The sequence below is a fragment of the Mesorhizobium sp. LSJC285A00 genome, from assembly GCF_000503155.1.
GTDB lineage: Bacteria > Pseudomonadota > Alphaproteobacteria > Rhizobiales > Rhizobiaceae > Mesorhizobium.
Window position 1 is genome coordinate 1 of sequence record NZ_AYVK01000077.1, and the last position, 17989, is coordinate 17989.

Below are 17989 nucleotides of genomic sequence, written 5' to 3' on the forward strand. Positions count from 1 at the left end.
ACGCTTCATTCGTCCGTCTCCTTGAGTGGGACAGACTCTACCAAAAACTGGAGGAGCTTCAGGGTCTCAGGTCAAGATCACTGCTCGGTAGATGAAACACTGATCGGGCCTTGTCCTGATCAGAAAATTCCGCCGCTAATTATCAAGAGAGATTGGGCGCAACACCGAGGACCGCTTTGACGAGGCTGTCCGACGACACATTACGAGCGACCATGTTCGACCCAGCAGGAGGCGATCACGTAGCGGTCAAGCTCTGCTGCATAAGGCTCTGGTGACGCGGAAACCCGGTGGTCTGGTCCCAAATGGTGAGGTCGTCATGCCACGAGCCCATCGAGCGCAGCGCTCGCCATGCCTGGGTCGTATCCGTTACAGCCGCCCTACAGGGGCGGCGGCCCCGGGAAACCGCTGTCCGCGCCAAGTCACGCAACTGTGCCGGCGCGAGGTCACCCGGCACTTCGCGTGCAGCAAAGCCCCCAGCTACCTGGTCTCACGACATCCGCGCGTGAGACCAATATCCTGTTTTCGCCAGACACAAACTTTCTCGCCCGCTCGGCACAAGCTACAAACCTATCGGCCAAGCCTTTCTCCATTTGGATCGAAGAACGCCCGGAGCGACGCGTCGGCTTCGTAGAGTTTGCCAGCAATTTCGATTTCCCACCGACTGCTTTCAATCAGCTCCTTCGTGACCCCTGTGGGGTGGTTCACATACCCCATTCCCACTGACGGGCCCAGAGTGAAGCTCTTTGCTCCAGAGGAAATATACCCAACAATCTCGCCGTTGCGTCGAATAGGTTCTTCGTGGAAAAGAACGGGATTTGGATCGCGAAGCTTGAACGACACTAACCGCTTTTCTAGCGGACCTGAATTTTTCTGGGAAAGTACCGCCGCTTTCCCGATAAAACCTCCGCCCTTGTTCCAATCGATCGTAAATCCTAGGCCCGCCTCAAGCAACGTATCAAGTGGCGTAAGATCGAGCTGGTATTCTCGATAAGCGCGCTCGCATCGCAAATATTCTAACGCATGGTATCCAGCAGGCTTTAGTCCGTAGGCTTGCCCCGCCTCCCAAATGACATCGAAGACGTGCTGGGCCATCTCGGTTGGAATATGAAGTTCCCAGCCAAGCTCTCCGATGAACGTCAGCCTGTTGGCTATAACGCGAGCATAGCCGATATCGATTTCCTGACTGGTAGCAAATGGAAATGCAGCATTTCCAAGATCTGCGTCGGTCACTTGGGACAGGACCTTGCGAGATTTCGGGCCTTGCAATGACAAAACTGCATAGGCCGAGGTGACGTCAGTTAGTGTGACATTCCATTCCTCTGTAATGTGCCGCGTAATCCAGGCTCTATCTCGCGGATGGACAGTAGACGATGAAATGATGAGGAACTCTGTTTTCGACAAGCGGTTTACCGTGATGTCTGTTTCGATCCCGCCTTTTTCGTTGAGCATGTGGGTATAGACCAGCTTCCCTACCGGTACATCTACATTGCCGGCGCAAAGCCATTGCAGGAAGCGACATGCATCGCGGCCCTGCACCAGATGCTTGCCGAATGAGCTTTGGTCTACCAGGATGGCTGCGTTACGGGCGGCCTTGCACTCCTCACTGGTATATTTGAACCAGTTCGGCTCGTCATAGGAATAGACGTTTTCCGTCGACTCTCCTTCGCCTGCGAACCAATTGGGACGTTCCCAGCCCATGCCTTCGCCAAAGCTGGCACCGAGCCTCGCCCAGCGATCGTGAAGCGGGCTTTTGCGAACACCTCGGGACGTCACGGGCTGGTAGGCCGGCCAGTGTATCTTGTAATGGAGGCCCATCACTTCGGCTGTGCGATCGTGCAAATATCGCTTGTTGATCTGGAAGGGATGAAACCGCGCGACATCGACGGAAGTGACATCCATCTGGGGCTGGCCAGCGATGATCCATTCCGCCAGGGCTCGCCCTGTTCCAGCGGCGGCCTCAATGCCCCCAGAATTGTACCCGGCTGAGATGAACAGGTTTTTCATCCCAGGGACTTCCCCAATCATAAACATAAGGTCGGGCGTGAAACTCTCCGGACCATTGAAGAACTTGGCAATACCGGTATTCGCGAGCTCAGGAACAATCTCTATGGCCTTGGTCATTGGCAACTCGAACTGGTTCCAGTCTTCCGGAAGCTCTATGAAAGGGGTGTCTTTCGGGAGCTTTTCCATCGGAAGCGGTTTCCCCCAAGGCTCGAGCGCACCAACGAGCAACTTCCCCGCGTCTTCCTTCAGGTAAACATAGCCATCGGTATCGCGCAGCACAGGCAAGGTCGGCGTCACAAAATCCATGGGTTCGGTGAAAATATAGAAATGCTCTGCCGCATACAGGGGAATGCGCGCACTCAACTTGAACGCAAGATCGCGAGTCCACAGCCCGCACGCAAGCACGAGAACTTCAGCTTCTATGACACCTTCGCCGGTTCGGACCTGATAATAGCCATCTGGAGTTCGCCAGAGGTCTTGGACTTCGGAATTCTCGAAGATCTTCACACCCTTTTGCTTGGCTCCCATCGCCAAAGCCATGCATGTGTCGACCGGATTGGTTTGGCCATCGCCAGGAATAAACACTGCACCTTCAATGATGGACTCGTTGAGTGCTGGATAGAGTCTCTTCGCCTCGCTCGGCGAAATCATATGGGCCTCAAGTCCGCAACTCTTGGCAATTGATGCAGTGCGCACAGTTTCACAAAGCCGCTCTTTGGTTCTGGCCACCCCAAGCGTGCCGTTCCGCTTGAAGCCCGTCGCTTGCCCCGTCTCCGCCTCGAGCGAGGAGTAAAGCTCCGCAGTGTATTTCGCCATCTCGGTCATCGTATGCGTGCTGCGCGTCTGCGTGATCAGACCGGCGGCGTGCCACGTTGTGCCGGAGGTGAGAGTGTGGCGCTCCAATACCGCAACATCTTTCTTGCCGTTTTTTGCAAGGTGAAAGGCGAGACTGGACCCAGCAATCCCTCCACCAATGATGAGGACCTCATGATGGCGAATGGATAGTTCACGAGGGCGAATGGGCGAGGTGGTGATCATATGCGTCCTTGTTATATTGAGGCGGTCGCGCCAAGGTATTTCGATCGTTCAGGCAGATTGGGGCTCCGTGGGTTGCTGCCGCACCGGTGGCCCCACAATTCTTTTGGCCCCACAATTCTTTTGTGCGACAGCTTACCGGACGAAGCCCGCCTAGATCGTGCTACTTGGGACGGCAGGCGAGGTTATTCTGCATAATTAACCGCATCGTCGCCGAAGCTGTGCACTCCATTACTGCACGTGGCTAGTTGCAAATTGTGCGACGATCAAGAAGGCGGCTGGCGGGTATTTCACCGTTTGCCCTGCCTCCTGTGGCGTGACCCTGAACCGCCCGAAGCCCAGGCGCGCGCACCTCGAATACCACATCGGTTGCGTTTAGGGGGAAAGGCGTCAGCTCGCTTGTTGGGTGGCCATCCCATATCGATCGAGGCGTGGGCCAGCGCGCATCGCTTGGCCGGGCGTCATCATTTTGGCAGCGACATCAGGGGAATCGAGATGCTATGGGGCGAGCGGCAAGGGTGTGACATCCTTCGGCACTTCAAAAACACCATCCATGAAGGAGGCGCCCCCATGTCGCAATCTTTTGACGCGAGCCGGTCCCTTGCCGCTCTCGAACAGGATAACACGATCATCGCCGTCATCGAAATGAGCAAGGCCAAGTGGCTGGTCGCCGCGCTTGTTCCAGGCCTCAAGCGCCAGCCCCTCAAGAAGCTCGATGTCGATGCGCCGGCGCTGTTGAAGCTGTTGCAGCGCTGGCGCGACGAAGCCGGCCGGGCCGGGCACCCGATCAAGCGCATCGCCGTCGCCTATGAGGCAGCCGGCGACGGCTTCTGGTTGGTGCGCTGGCTGCGGGCGCACGATATCGAGGCTTACGCCATCCATCCCGCCAGCGTTGCAGTGTAGCGCGAGCACCGCCGCGCCAAGACCGATCGGCTCGACACCGAGCTGTTGATGCGCGCCTTTCTCGGCTGGCTGCGCGGCGAGAAGCGCCATTGCACCATGGCGGCGATCCCGACGAATGAGGAGGAGGACGCGCGGCGGCCGAGGCGCGAGCGGGAGATCCTGGTCGGTGAGAAGACGCGGCTCGTCAATCGCATCAAGGCGATCCTCACCCGCTTCGGCATCCGCAGCTTGCGGCTGACCTGCGCCAGGCGGCGGACAGGCTCCAGGCCATCCGCACGGCGGAGGGGACGCCACCGGCGAGGTGCCGCAAGGCGTCAATCTGGGTGCGGCGTAATGAGCGCACGTGGGCAGAGGAGAACAAGGCACTACCCAATTGGCGGGCCCGCAGCAGGGTCTGCCGATGACGATCCGAGGTGGCGGCAACCCGAGAACTCACATGGTCTTTGAGCCGCAATCGAGAATGGGCCCGCCGCCCCGGAGCTTCGCCACCGATGCGCATGGCTGCATCATGGTCAGATCCACTGGAGATCTACCGCATACAAGTCTGCCGCGCGACCCTTCGCGCCTGGCTCAGGGCGAGCTCGCCTCGGACATCTGTCGTCGGCTTTTGACCCCCCGCCGGAAACGGAGAGCTCACCCGACCCGGCAAAGCCTGCCGCCGTGCTCGTGACCGTCAAGGACAAGTCGCTTCGCGATGGGGCCGGATGGGCCCCTCCCATCCTTGACCGTCACTGCGCGCGGCGGCCAGCGCGAAACCTCAGGTCGGGACGAGGAGATGGTCGCCAACCGGCCGAACAAGGAGGGATAGGGAATGAAGCAGGATCAAGCTTGACAATCATCGCCCCATACAGGTGAGTTAATTATCGTAAGCTTGCGAGGAATTAATCGTCCCATGCAGCAACTTTCGTTTCAATCGCAAGGAATCCTTTCCAGGCGCTCCTCGTATGAGATTGAGAGCCATATGTTTTATGGTGGTGAAGTTTGCTGGAGCATGGTCGGTTCGCAGGCGGCACTCGTCATCGCGGAAGACCATATCCAGCACCCAATGGAGGCTGTTCTCGACGGCCCAATGGTCGCGGATGAGTGGTCCGGTCAGGCTAGCAATGAGAACCAGCGAAGTAATGTAGAAGCGCGTCTCGCGTTCGATCTTGCCGCCAGCCTCACGGGTACGCGCCCGTCAGTGACGCTACCCACGCCACAAAACAGCGCTGGAAGTGTTCGGCATCGAGGCTGGCGAGGATATCGCCCTGATGATCATGCGCTGGCACGCCTTCACGAAAGGGACGAAACCGGCGCAAGAGATCAAGCTTCTTGTCAGCAAAGCGGGCGATGTCGGTGATGGCTTCCGCCCCGGCGATCACCGCCACAAGACATAGCAGCAGCACCTCCTCCAGCGGATACCTTACCTTCGCACTCTGCCGACCATCTTGGCAGATCCTCGAAATGACTCAGAAAAACAACCGTTCCGATAATGCACCGGCATCGCAAGCCACATCGTCCATCGAGATCATCCCTCGCAGAATCAAATGATCTCGACAGATTCAGCTCTCAACCGCCTTGTCACGCGTTAACTCATCACCCGATGCCTTGGCAGCGGCATTCAGGGTTGCCATTGCCGAGCAATCGGAGGTATTACTCCCGTGATCTACTCTTTACCTGTTGGAAAGGGAATTCTACGGTGGCGTGTGTTCAGAGGCATGAGGCGGCACGCTCCGCGACCTGGTGATGTGTGGCGAACCAAACGTCGCCCTTTGCTTTAGCGCATCGGATGAGTTCTTCTACGATCCAAATCCTTGAGCGATATCCCACCACGTGTGGATGCAGGGTTAGCTGGAATAACTCGGCGTCTTGGTACGCCCCTTCAAACTCCTGTACGAATACAGACAGTACGTCATCGAGCGATAAATCTGGCCGCAACGACCCATCCGGACTCATCCAGAGATAAGTCGCATCGTCGCGGATCCATTCTACAGGTATCTCAATGATTCCTGTTGGCTCCCCGTCCTCCAGCAGCTCATAGCAACTATCATCTGCCATAAGGGATGTGTCGTAGGTCATTCGCATTTCGCGTATGATCTGGAGCGTCGCGTCCGAATAGTCCCATGATGGAGTTCGGATGCCGGTCGGGCGTTTTGAAGTGATTTTTTCAAGAACGTCGGCGCTCCTCATCATCAAAGAACGCTCGCTCTCAACGCTGAGTTCGGAGTTCAGCTCATGTATCCAGCCGTGCATTCCGATTTCATGGCCGTCGCTGACAATGGCGCGTTGCTCGTCTGGATAAAGTTGAGCAATTACCGCGGGAACGAAGAAGCTCGCGGGAACGTCGAATCGTCTGAGGACCTCCAAAATCCGAGGCATCCCCCGTCGGTTCCCATACTGGCCCCATGACAATCTACCCAAGGACCGCCCTCCCCTGCGCAATTCGTTCGACTCGTGATCGACGTCGAACGAGATGGCGAAGGCGCAACGATTGCCGTCGGGCCACTTTGGCGTCAGTGCCTTGCCCGCTCTGACTTTGTTGACGCGCCCGCGCCAATGGCTTTCAGGCCACTCCCAGGGGCTCAGTTCAGTGGAATCGGGCACTTTTAGCTGCTCCTGAGTAGTATTTACACCGACTCCCGCGAAAGAAGTCGAGATTGGTGAACCAACGGCGAGTGGCGCGGGTTAGCCCAAGGTCGATGGCCCCAACAGATGAGATGGCAGTACTCACAGTGCCAGCGTAACTCGCTTTCGCTGATGTCCGTGTTTGCTGACCAACCCCGGCGATCACGGAGGGAAGGCGGCGCTACCTATCTCGCCTCCAGCACGGCACTGAGGAACTGACGAGTCCGCTCGTTCTGCGGGTTGCCCAAGAGCTGGTCGGGCGGGCCTTGCTCGACGATCTTGCCGCCGTAGAAGAAACAGACGCGGTCGGAAAACTCCTTGGCGAAGCCCATCTGGTGCGTGACCATCAGCATGGTGAGGTCATACTCGGCGCCGAGCTTGCGGATGACGTTGAGCACCTCCCCGATCAGCTCTGGGTCGAGCGCCGAAGTCACCTCGTCAAACAGCATCACCTTGGGCCGCATGGCAAGCGCACGGGCGATCGCCACGCGCTGCTTCTGTCCGCCGGAAAGTTGGATTGGAAAGTGATTCCTTTTGTCGCCGAGCCCCACCATGTCGAGCAGTTCGGCGGCCCGCGCCTCCGCTTCCTTCTTCGGCAGACCGAGCACAGAAACCGGAGCCTCCATGCAGTTTTGCAGCGCCGTCATGTGGGGAAAGAGATTGAAGTGCTGAAAGACCATGCCGATCTTGCTGCGTACACGCCTGAGATGCCGGTCACTCGCAGGGACCACCTGGCCATTCTTCTGCATATGCGTCAGCGGCTCTCCATCGACCCAAATCACTCCACCTTGGATTTTTTCCAGCGTCATGAGCATGCGCAGGACTGTGGTCTTTCCAGAGCCCGAAGGCCCGATGATGCAAACCTTCTCGTTACGGGCAATGTCGAGATTGAGCTCGTCGAGCACGGTTAGCGAGCCATAGCGTTTTGTAACGTTTTCGAAGCGGACCATGGGTTCGTTCATGACTTTCTCGTTGCACGCGATGTCTGCTTTGTCCAGCACGGTCAGTCCCCCATGATTTTTTGCGGCGTTCTCAATGCGGATCCTGGGTTCGTGCATGACGTACCTCCTATTGCAGCCGATAGCGGCGGTTGAGCCAGATGCTCACCGACTGGACAATTGCGGAAGCGACTAGGCTGAACACGAGAAAGAAGAAGCCGACCATGACGATGGCCTCGGTGTAGCGGTAGTTATTGGCGCCGAAAATCTTTGCCTGCTGCAACATCTCCAGGATCGCGATGGCCGCCAGGATAGGCGTTTCCTTGAACATGCCGACAAAGTAGTTGCCCAAGGCAGGCACGATGGGAGGAATCGCCTGCGGCAGAATGATGGTGCGCCAGGTTCGCGTTCGCGCCAGATTGAGCGCCGTGCAGGCCTCCCACTGGCCTTCTTCAACCGCCAGGATGCCGGCCCGAAACACCTCTGAGCAATAGGCGGCGTAGTGGATGCCGAGCATGCCGATGCCGGCCGTCCAGGCTGAGATGAGGATCCCGAATTGCGGTCCGACGAAATAGACGAAGAACACCTGCAGCAGCAGAGGCGTGGAGCGGATGAACTCCACGAGCTCCGTCATAGCGGTGGAAACATAGCGGTTCGGCGACTGACGGATCAGTGCGACGATGAGGCCCAGCACCACCGCGATCGCGAAGCTGAGCACCGTGGCCTGAATCGTAACGATCGCGCCGCGATAAAGGTACGGCCACGCTTCCCAGACGTAAGACCAATCCCAAATGCTCATGCCAGCGCCTCCCGCACGAAGCCACTTGAGAGCCGGCGCTCCAACCCTCGCACCAGAGGAGTGATCAAGGCACGCGCGAGGAAGTAGTAGCCAAACAGCGCCACCGCGAAGAACAGCAGATAGTTGCCGGTGGCGTCTGCTGCCAGCTTCGACGCGGTGGTGAACTCGGTGATGGTGATGAAAAATACAAGCGAGGTCGACTTAAGCAGCTCGATCAGCAGGTTGCCCGACGGCGGCAGCATGCTTCGGATCGCCTGCGGTACCACGATGCGGCGCATCATGGTGAGCCGCGGGAAGTTGAGGGCGATACTCGCTTCATACTGGCCGCGGTCGACAGCCTGGATTGCGGCGCGCACCACCTCGGCGAGATAGGCGGAATAGTTCATCCCAATGCCGAAGATAGCAACTGCCCACGGGGACAGGGCGACGCCAAAGAATGGAAGCACAAAGAACAACAAGTAGACCTGAACAAGCAGCGAAGTCCCGCGAAAGAACTCGATATAGGCAACGGCTAACCATCGCATCGGCCAAAGGGAGGAGACCCGAATTAAACCTGCGATAACTCCGAGCGCTACTGCTACCAGAGAAGCCCCTATGGTAACAATAATGGTAATCAGGAGGCCGTAGGCGAGCGCCAACACGCTGAAGGTGAGAGGGAATTCGTTCATGTTTCTATCCTATTTGACATTCCCCGGCCGAGGCCGGGGAAACGCATCAGGAGCGGGGAAGAACCGTGATACTGAGCCTTACGATTTGCAGAGATCGGCGGTCTTGCTCCCGTCCGGCAAAAGCGACTTGTCGTATCCATACTTGCCAACCAATGACATCATCTCAGCAGAGCCGATATAATCTTTCAACAGCGCGTTGACTGCGTCGACCGTATCCTCCTCGCCTTTTGGAAATGCGAAGGCGGGATAGCCAGGTTTGTAGTTTGGTTTGAACGGGTTAGCGAGCTCGAGTGAATCGTCGTTGCGGATTGCGCCCTTAATGCCCAGATATTCACCACCCCCGGCATCGGCTCGACCAGATTTGACTGCCTGGGCTATTTCGACATAGCCGGCAACCTGCATGATCTTATCGTCTGGGATGCCGGTCTGTTGCGCCCGTTTCACGTCGGCATATCCGGCACCAGTAACGAATGTCAGCCCCTTGTCACGAATGTCTGGCAAGGAATGCACCCCTTTGGGGTTGCCTTTGGGCACCACAAGACCGCCGTACACCGTCCCGAACGGATCCGTGAATGCCACGTTGCGGCAGCGCTGAGGCAGCACGAACATCGCACTGGTGATCACATCGATGCGGCCTCCTTGCATGGCAGGGATAAGTGATCCCCACTCCATGTCCACAGGTTCGAACTTTGTTGCTCCCAGCTTCTTCAAGAGCTCCATCACCAAGACGTTGCCGATGCCTAGCATCTCGTTGCTATCTCCCTTGAACGACCAGGCCGTGTCAGTGGAGAAGCCGATACGGACCGGTCCGCCATTCTTAATCCTGTCGAGCAACGAGCCCGCGGAGGCGGAGCCAACCAGCGAGGCCATTGCTACCGCCGTGATGCCGAGTGCGGCCATTCCCCTTAGAACTCTACGTCTCAGGGGATCGGTTCGGCTTGTAAGGTGTTGGCGCTTGTTCATAAGTTCCTCCTTGTGTTTCGGGCTGTTCCGCCAAATCAGGTGACACACCCTTCAAACATTCTTTTACGTCAATTACGATGTGTGGTTTCCTGTTTTATGGCGATACAATACCAGTTAAGGCGCAGCATTTCGGGCGAATTTGGTCCGCAGGCGCAGGAATCCGGCGATTCCGAGCTAACCACGCCCACTGTGCCATTCCGTTGGAAGCTCCCAACCATACTCTCCCCTTAAGTCGGTCAATGGGGTGTCACGTATCGGAGGCCCGCAGGCCGTATTCCAGTCGTGGCAGCCTGATAGGCTCGCCGCATGGCGTGGGCTGTCCTGCCTCGTTCCAGCAGCGCTCGCCTCCTGCCAGCAAGCCGCTGGGATAAAGGTGCGCAGCGGACGAGCGTTCAGGGAGACTGCGCCGTTAGATCCGACCAAGGAGAAGGCAACGGCTATCAGGGAGGCCGCCGTTTGGGTTGTCGGGCAGTCATTGCCCAGCTCGAGACCGACCTCGCCGCCGGCAACAGCTCATGCTTTACCCTGGGCTGAAGGCGCTTGTGTGAAGGAAGAGGCTCGGCCAGATCCGCACGCTGATCTATCACCACGTCTGCCAACGTCGTCAGGTCGTCACGTCGGGTCAAGGCATCAATTGGCAGGCTGCGTGTGCGGCGGGTGGCAAGCGGCTACCGCCAGACAGCATCATGTCACGCTACATCAACGTCGCGCTGCCCGCAGGATCGCACCCGGCTTCGGAAATGAGGGGCTACTTTGCGAAGAAGCATCTCGGATGGTGGTCGCGGCACGCAGGTTGCGATCTCTAAGCGGGGCCGGCTCGACACTAGAAGGCAATTGATCGGAATACAGGCCCGCTTCGTAAAAATGCCGGCGTGAAGCCGAGCAGGACGCATCGTTGATGTGCACGAACTGCCAGAATTCTGCGTCTCCCTCGACCCCTCTGGGCGCGCGCCGCCCGAGCATCAAGAGCGCTTTGCGAACTCCACTTCTTTAGATCCCGCGACAGCCGCAATCAACGGGCTGTCAAATGCACGCTTCCGCGACAGCCAGCAGATTACGAAACAAGCCGGCCACTTCCCCCGTCCATTGTTATTGTAGTTCCGTTCAGGTATCTCGCGCGATCGCCCACAATGAATGCGACCAGTTCCGCAAGCTCATTGGCCGTTCCAATTCGTCCCAGCGGATTAGGCGTCGCAACCCGTTTAGTTGCGGACTGTCGGTCAAGTCCCTCCTCGACCATCAGGTCCTCAATTCTCTTGCGCACCCTGCCGGTGTCAAAATAGCCTGGCGCTACAACATTCACGCGAACGCCACTGTCCGCAAGAGTATCAGCAAGGTGCTTGGCCACTACTGCTATCCCTGCGCGCATGACGTTTGACGCAACCCGGTGGTCGGTTGCTTCGTGAATACCCGCCGACGTGACATAGATGATATCCCCACCACGATCCGACGCTTTCATCACTTTGGCTGCGGCTCGCGACAACCGCACTGCACTCAGTAGCAACATCTCGTATGACTCGTCCCATTCTTTGTCACTAAAAGTCTCGATAGTTCCGTATGGCGCGTGGCCAGAATTCACGACAAGGCAATCAACACTTCCCAAGAGGTCGAGTGTACGATTAAACAATATGTCAACGTCGGATCGTTTTGCTAGATCGGCCACGACACCATGAGCAACTTCGCATGTTGACGTTTCCCGCAGGGCATCAACAGCTTCATCCAATTCACGTCGATTTCGGCCACAAATAACCACATGTGCCCCGTCTTCTGCTAGTCTTCTTGCAATTGCGAAACCCAAACCTTTGCTGGCAGCAGTAACAAGAACCTTTCGGATAACTCTAGGCATTTGATGCCCCTCTCCCGTTGGCGGTTGTTATTCGCGGAATGCGAGATGCTCCTTAAACGAGCGGGCCGCTGATCACCACGGGTTGTTGTCATATTTTGCGCGAACTAGCAGCGCAATCCGGCCATCTTTGCCCGACAACCGACACTTCTATTGCTGCTCCCGGTCATGCATTAAGGCATCAGACATCTTCTCGGCCACCATAATCGTAGGGATGTTCGTATTTGCTCGCGGGCAGAATGGCATCACCGACGCATCGGCTACTCTTAAACCCGAAATTCCATGAACCCGGCCTGACGGATCCGTCACGCTGGTGGGATCCTGAGCAGATCCCATTCTGCACGTTGACGTTGGATGAAAGTTCCCGAAAACATTTTGTCTTACAAAGCGATCGAGGAGCTCGTCATTGGTTAGAAGGTCTGAGATGCTGCGGCCATCTGTGATTGCGAATCTGATAAGGCCTCGACGAAGNGCTCGTCATTGGTTAGAAGGTCTGAGATGCTGCGGCCATCTGTGATTGCGAATCTGATAAGGCCTCGACGAAGTGACGCGGAACTGTCCATAAGCGCTGCGAGAAAGGAAGTCAGACCGTAGTTCAAACGATTGTACTTACCTATTCGCTTTGCTCGTCCCGTCCACGTAGAGGGAAAAGGGTCGAGCGCAGTGTTCACAAGAGCCTTATGATTGATCAGCCTCGCAATGAATCGAAACGCGCTTTTCAACCGCTCCGCGTCGCGTTCGTCGCTCAACATGTCAAAGTTAACCTCTGGCTCAGCGAGATGAGAGGGACTTACGAGCGAAACAAGTCCTGTCGAGTAGACGCGATTAACCCAAAAATTGAGCGTCCCTAGACGTTTGCCAACGGGATGCCAAGCAGANGATCAGCCTCGCAATGAATCGAAACGCGCTTTTCAACCGCTCCGCGTCGCGTTCGTCGCTCAACATGTCAAAGTTCACCTCTGGCTCAGCCAGATGAGAAGGACTTACGAGCGAGACAGTTCCTGTCGAGTAGACGCGATTAACCCAAAAATTGAGCGTCCCTAGACGTTTGCCAACGGGATGCCAAGCAGACTTTGCCAGAACCGAGACGGCCATATCGGTGGGAGGGCAACCGTCGTGACCGGAAGAATATCGAGCATGCATCTGGATATATCCTGTCGCGGTCGGCAGCATCCTATCCTTCGGTTTCAAGTATGCCGATATGGCGACCCCGGCGTGCTCCTGAAGATTTTTTCCGACCCCTTCAAGGTCTACGACAACTTGAATTCCGAGCTCTGATAAAGCTTTACCCGAGCCGATCCCAGACCGCAGCAGAATCGCTGGGGAATGTATCGCGCCGGCACATAGGATCACCGTTTTAGCGCTGTAGGATGTTTGTCCAGTTTTGCTACCCGTATCAACGCCCGTCACCTGGCGACCCGAGCAGATTAGCTTCAGGACCGTCGTCCCAGACAATATTTTTAGGTTGGGTCGACCCCGTACACTCTCTGGCAAATAGGCCATCGCAGCCGATACGCGGCGACGGTTGAGGTTTGTGAGGGGAACAACTGAGTGGCCGTCGCGGAACTCACCGTTGAAGTCTGGCCGGAAGGGTATATTTTCATCTTCGAAAGCCGACGACACCGCGTTGACGAATCCTGACCACTCTCCCTTATCGGCACGGCTAATCGGCAGCGGCCCGCTATTGCCGTGGAAGCGATCGCGAAAATCCATATCGCATTCAAGCCGGCGGAAATATGGGAGGACGCCTTCCCAACCCCAACCCGTTGCCCCGGTGGACGCCCACTCATCATAATCGGCAGCGGCCCGCTATTGCCGTGGAAGCGATCGCGAAAATCCATATCGCATTCAAGCCGGCGGAAATGTGGGAGGACGCCTTCCCAACCCCAACCCGTTGCCCCGGTGGACGCCCACTCATCATAATCGGCAGGGCCGCCCCGGTTGGCGACCTGAGCATTGATGCTGGAGCCTCCTCCGATGACACGTGCTTGCTCATAGTGAACACGTTGCTCGCTATCTCGCGCAACGGCTGCGGTAAGCGACGGCCACTGGTACCGTTGATTATAGTAAGCACGCGTGGGGTTCCCATGGAGTATATCATCAGGAATAGCGTGCGGGGGAAAGTCAGGACCAGCCTCTATGAGCAGGACGTGACTGCCATTGGCCGATAACCTGTTCGCCATGACGCATCCAGATGAGCCACCACCTATAACGATGTAGCTGAATAACAAAGACAATCCTCGCTTCCATCTGTATGCCCCGACAGGGGTAGCAGGTGTAATAGGTTACTTCAGGAGAGTGCCTCCTCGTAACGCAGGAATCCACACCGCACGTCAGTAGTTGGCGAGCGGTCGAGAATCAGCAAGAATAACAGGTTGATCGCAAAGGGGCACGCCTCCCAGCGTCGCCGCTGCAGCCGGTGCGCCGTCCCGGTTCTGGATATCGGCGGCGTGGACGACGAGACCGACCATCAGGCCGATGGTGTCGACAACGATGTGATTTTTGCGCCCGTTGATCTTCTTTCCCGCGTCCAGCCGGATTCCACCGCTTTCCGTGGTCTTGACCGATTGGCTATCGATCACGCCGCCCGTCGGACTTGCTTCCCGACCTCAGCCTCGCGCGCCGCCATAACGAGGCTGTTGCTTATGCTCGCATAGGCCCTCCTCACGCAAGCGACAGAATTACTTCTGCACCAAAAAAAGGGGTAAGAAGTCTTTTCGGCAGCCATCGCGACGCGCCCCGACGAGGCCAGATAAAGACGCGCCTTCACGGCTTCGCGCGGGCCGCAAACAGGGACTGCGAGCCGAGTTGCAGGCGATCCGCGATCAGGCCGCCGACCGCAGGTCATTCCTGCGATAGACATTGACTGATTTCCTCCTGCGACTGGGCCAATCGGCAGAGACTTTGGAAATCAGCGACCGCCAGAGAATCGTCCGCTTGCTGGTCAAAGATGGATGACGACCAGGGACGGAGGAAAACCCCTTGCGCCAGCCTGGCGGCTCATGCACACGCCAAGGGCTGCGTAGCAAGGTGGTTCGCCGCCGTCCTGGCGAGGACACCATGGCTACTACTCCAGGCCATGCAATCGACCCCACCCACGCATCGTCGGAGGACCCGAATGGGCAGTTCAAAAAAATTCACAGAATGTTCGCAACCGCAAATCCCGGAAGATGCTACGTTCAACCCGAGGTCGGAGGTCAGGCACCTGAAAGCGGCTGATGCCGATTTACGCGAAGCGCAAGCGGAGGTCACTATGCAAAGAGAGCGCTCATCCTGGGTGAAGGCATAAGTACTGATGCCGCTATCAAGCGGCCCAGCGTCTTGGGCTTCATCCAATTGTCCTGTCGCCTGATCCAACTCAGTACGAGTATCTTGCCGCGGCGGGAATTGAGGCAACCCGCGTCGGTACAGACAATCTCTATGCGCTGATCCGCAATGTATCCGGCTGCGTGCGACGTATGATATTGCTGGCATCACGACCGCCCATGAGTACAGAAGGTACGCCCGCCAAGTGTTCGTCGATCCCACATCAGATCGGTACCGCCGTTTTGTAAACGGCTTGCAAAATAGGTACTGGCCCTTTGGGCCGTGAAATGGCCAACCGTCGAGAGCCCGTTGCGCGTTGCTCCTGGGGCAGGCGACTTTGAAGATGAGGGTGGGAGCGAAGAGAATGCTGAACGATCGACGGTCGCATGGACTTTGGGAGCGCACAGCTCCGCCGCCGCCTGAAACGGAGAAGCTGGCAGGCGACCTCGTGGCCGACGTCGCGATCGTCGGTGCCGGCTACACCGGGTTGTCCACTGCGCTGCACCTTGCCGAACGGGGCCTGAACGCTGTCGTGATCGAGGCAGCCGAGATTGGTTTTGGCGCTGCCGGGCGGAGCACCGGGTTGGTGAATGCGGGCCTCTGGGTGATGCCCTCGGCGCTCAAGGAGACGCTTGGTCCTATCTATGGCGGTCGGTTGCTTGATTTGCTGCGCAATTCCCCACGCACCGTCTTCGAGATCGTCGACAACCACAACTTGCCGTGCGAGTTGAAGCGGGTCGGCACGATCCACTGCGGAGCCGATAAGAAGGGCGTCGCCGAAATCACAGAGCGAGGCCGGCAGTGGCAGGCGCTCGACGCTCCGGTGCACATCCTCGATGCCGGCGAGACACGTGCCAAGACAGGCACCTCGGCCTTCGCCGCAGGTCTCCTCGACCTTCGTGCAGGGACAATCCAGCCGCTCGCCTATGTGCGCGGCCTCGCTGGCGCGGCTATTTCCGCTGGGGCGACCGTCTGCACGGCGAGCCCGGTCGAGCACATCGCAGGCGAGGACGGCATCTGGCGGCTCGCCACGCAAGGAGGAAGCGTCCGGGCCAAGTGGGCGGTTCTTTCGACCGACACCTACACGTCGCGCATCCTTCCAGAGCTGCGCGGCGAGCAAGTGGTGCTGCCCGTCTTCCATGTCGCGACTGCGCCGCTGAGCCCCAGCATTCGCCGCACGATCCTGCCCGAGGGGCACGGCGCGTGGGACACCCGCGCCGTGCTGACCGCATTTCGCACAGACAATGCCGGCCGCCTCATCCTCGGCAGCGTCGGCGCGCTCCGCGGTACCGGAACCGCCATCCATCGCAACTGGGCGCGGCGCCGTATCCGGGCGCTCTTTCCGCAGATCGGTGAGGTCGAGCTGGAGCATGAGTGGTACGGTTGGATAGGCATGACCAACGACCATCTGCCCCGCCTTCATATCCCAGCGGAAAACATGGTCGCGCTGACGGGCTTCAACGGACGAGGTGTCGCGCCGGGTACGGTGTTCGGTCGCGAGCTCGCCCGCCATATCAGCGGGGAGCTGCCGCTCGATGGGATGTTCCTGCCCGTATCCCCGGCGCAGAACGCCCCCTTCAGGGCCATCAGAGAGGGCTACTATGAGCTCGGCGCGCAGATCGCGCATCTGCCGCCGACGCGCTGATGCCGGTGGCGGGCGCGCACAAGCCTCGCTATCTCGGCAGTCGCCATTTACGGCACAGACACACCATTGGGCAGCGGCCATCGCATCATCTGAATCATTTTGGGTGCCCGCCAGCTTGGCGCTTGCCGCTGCGGAGGCCTTCCAACCCCGGGAATAGCGAGATTGCAATTCCCGCCGTCGCAATGCGCCAAGTCCTCGGGCAACTGATCGAAGCAGAAGCTTTCCGGGATTCCGTCGATGCCCACGGGTTCGCCTAGCGACGATCCGAAGGCGCTGGTCCAACGCTGAATGCTCAGGTCGATGATCCCTGTCTTTGGCTTGAAGATGTAGAACCAGAACGGGTACTTGGGCGCCAGCCAGTCGGCCAGGACTCTGGAAGTATCGCTGAGGGCGCGCTCGAGTGCCTCAATGCTCTTAGTCTGGGTCGCCGGAAAAACGCGGCTCCCGTCTGACCTTCGTTTCGTGCCCTCGACCGATCGCTCGCCCGAGCACTCGCCGGAGCGCCACATCGCGAGCTCGCTGAAGCTCTCTGGCCGGCAAACGGCGCGTCCGTACGCCTCCGCCAAAGCTTTCGATTACCCACATCGTCGGCTTTGGTTGTGTGCGTCAAGTTCTGCAAAATGGGGCAGCCATGATGCTGGTCATGCGGCTTGGCGCAGAGCGAGCTTCTTGTGCTCGCGCAGGTCGTCCATGTTGATGTATCGGTTGGCCTCCATCCAGTTTTCATTGGTCTCGACGGCCAACGCCCTGACCAGGCGCAGGCAGCTTTCGGTATTGGGGAAGATGCGCACGACATAGGTGCGCCGGCGGATTTCCTCGTTGAGCCGCTCCAGCATGTTGGTGGATTTGAGATGCTTGTGGTGCTGTCTCGGCAGCCTGAAGAAGGTCAGGGTTTGTTCGATGGCATCCTCGGCCCAGCCTGTCAGGCGCGGATAGCGTGCCGACCATTTGGCAAGCCATGCGGCAAGATCAGCCCTGGCCTCTGCGAGATCGCGCCGGTCGTAGAGCCAGCGCAATTCCTGCAGGCAGTCGTCGCCGTGCTTCCTCGGCAGATGATCGAGCGCGTTCCTGAGGAAGTGCACGTAGCAGCGTTGCCAGGCGGCTTCGGGGATCACCTCGCCGGTCGCTGCCACCAGGCCGGCGTGATCGTCGGACACAACCAACTCGACGCCCTTGAGGCCGCGCGCCTTGAGGCCGACGAGCTCTCGCGATTGGCCATCTCCACGGCCAGGATCTGGCGCCTTCCGTCCCAGTCGATACCGACCGCGATCAGCACCGCCT

At 58.2% G+C, this 17989-nt stretch carries 11 protein-coding genes and 5 pseudogenes; 2 read left to right on the forward strand and 14 right to left on the reverse strand.

What is annotated here, in order from left to right; all coding sequences use genetic code 11:
• Positions 1-567: 567 nt before the first annotated feature.
• Complete coding sequence (locus tag X726_RS137835; RefSeq protein WP_023673792.1) at positions 568-3042, reverse strand: FAD-dependent oxidoreductase; 2475 nt, start codon at positions 3040-3042, stop codon at positions 568-570.
• A 567-nt stretch (positions 3043-3609) separates the two neighbouring features.
• On the opposite strand from X726_RS137835, the gene X726_RS1000000168305 reads away from it, so the two are divergent.
• The gene (locus X726_RS1000000168305) at positions 3610-3942 is read left to right on the forward strand and encodes a hypothetical protein (RefSeq protein ID WP_050588596.1); all 333 of its coding nucleotides are present in this window, start codon (positions 3610-3612) and stop codon (positions 3940-3942) included.
• 856 nt (positions 3943-4798) lie between these two features.
• On the opposite strand, the pseudogene X726_RS1000000170130 reads toward X726_RS1000000168305, so the two are convergent.
• The 11 genes and pseudogenes from X726_RS1000000170130 to X726_RS0136930 all read right to left on the reverse strand — a co-directional run.
• Positions 4799-5387 (reverse strand): annotated as a pseudogene (locus X726_RS1000000170130) (ISAs1 family transposase).
• Between the two features lie 244 nt (positions 5388-5631).
• Positions 5632-6525 (reverse strand): polysaccharide deacetylase, encoded by an 894-nt coding sequence (locus X726_RS0136915; protein ID WP_031215618.1) that lies wholly within the window; start codon positions 6523-6525, stop codon positions 5632-5634.
• A gap of 206 nt (positions 6526-6731) precedes the next feature.
• On the reverse strand, positions 6732-7508 hold the full coding sequence (ehuA, locus tag X726_RS137830; RefSeq protein ID WP_031215619.1) for an ectoine/hydroxyectoine ABC transporter ATP-binding protein EhuA: 777 nt from the start codon (positions 7506-7508) through the stop codon (positions 6732-6734).
• 106 nt (positions 7509-7614) lie between these two features.
• Positions 7615-8283 (reverse strand): ectoine/hydroxyectoine ABC transporter permease subunit EhuD, encoded by a 669-nt coding sequence (ehuD, locus tag X726_RS137825; RefSeq protein ID WP_023673797.1) that lies wholly within the window; start codon positions 8281-8283, stop codon positions 7615-7617.
• Positions 8280-8951: an ectoine/hydroxyectoine ABC transporter permease subunit EhuC gene (ehuC, locus tag X726_RS0136920; RefSeq protein WP_031215620.1), complete on the reverse strand. Its 672-nt coding sequence runs from the start codon at positions 8949-8951 to the stop codon at positions 8280-8282. Before ehuC ends, ehuD begins: the two co-directional genes overlap by 4 nt.
• A gap of 78 nt (positions 8952-9029) precedes the next feature.
• The gene (locus tag X726_RS137820) at positions 9030-9851 is read right to left on the reverse strand and encodes a transporter substrate-binding domain-containing protein (RefSeq protein WP_023673799.1); all 822 of its coding nucleotides are present in this window, start codon (positions 9849-9851) and stop codon (positions 9030-9032) included.
• Positions 9852-10968: 1117 nt separating this feature from the next.
• Positions 10969-11760 (reverse strand): SDR family oxidoreductase, encoded by a 792-nt coding sequence (locus tag X726_RS0136925; protein WP_031215622.1) that lies wholly within the window; start codon positions 11758-11760, stop codon positions 10969-10971.
• A gap of 147 nt (positions 11761-11907) precedes the next feature.
• Positions 11908-12213 carry a GMC oxidoreductase gene (locus tag X726_RS1000000172105; protein ID WP_348626791.1) on the reverse strand — a complete coding sequence of 102 codons (306 nt, stop codon included), beginning with the start codon at positions 12211-12213 and terminating at the stop codon, positions 11908-11910.
• Positions 12168-12515, reverse strand: a pseudogene (locus tag X726_RS1000000172110) (hypothetical protein); the annotation flags it as partial. The pseudogene X726_RS1000000172110 and the gene X726_RS1000000172105, both read right to left, overlap by 46 nt.
• Before the next feature lie 67 nt (positions 12516-12582).
• Positions 12583-13548 (reverse strand): annotated as a pseudogene (locus X726_RS1000000172115) (GMC family oxidoreductase); the annotation flags it as partial.
• A 623-nt stretch (positions 13549-14171) separates the two neighbouring features.
• Positions 14172-14366 (reverse strand): annotated as a pseudogene (locus X726_RS0136930) (transposase); the annotation flags it as partial.
• 1061 nt (positions 14367-15427) lie between these two features.
• Between X726_RS0136930 and X726_RS137800 the strand changes: the two are divergent.
• Entirely contained in the window at positions 15428-16708 is a 1281-nt protein-coding gene (locus tag X726_RS137800) for an FAD-binding oxidoreductase (RefSeq protein ID WP_023673806.1), read from the forward strand.
• Between the two features lie 47 nt (positions 16709-16755).
• Here the strand turns inward: X726_RS137800 and X726_RS137795 are convergent, their stop codons facing one another.
• Both X726_RS137795 and X726_RS00605 read right to left on the reverse strand, forming a co-directional pair.
• Positions 16756-17217: a hypothetical protein gene (locus X726_RS137795; RefSeq protein ID WP_023673807.1), complete on the reverse strand. Its 462-nt coding sequence runs from the start codon at positions 17215-17217 to the stop codon at positions 16756-16758.
• Between the two features lie 132 nt (positions 17218-17349).
• Positions 17350-17989 (reverse strand): annotated as a pseudogene (locus tag X726_RS00605) (transposase); the annotation flags it as partial.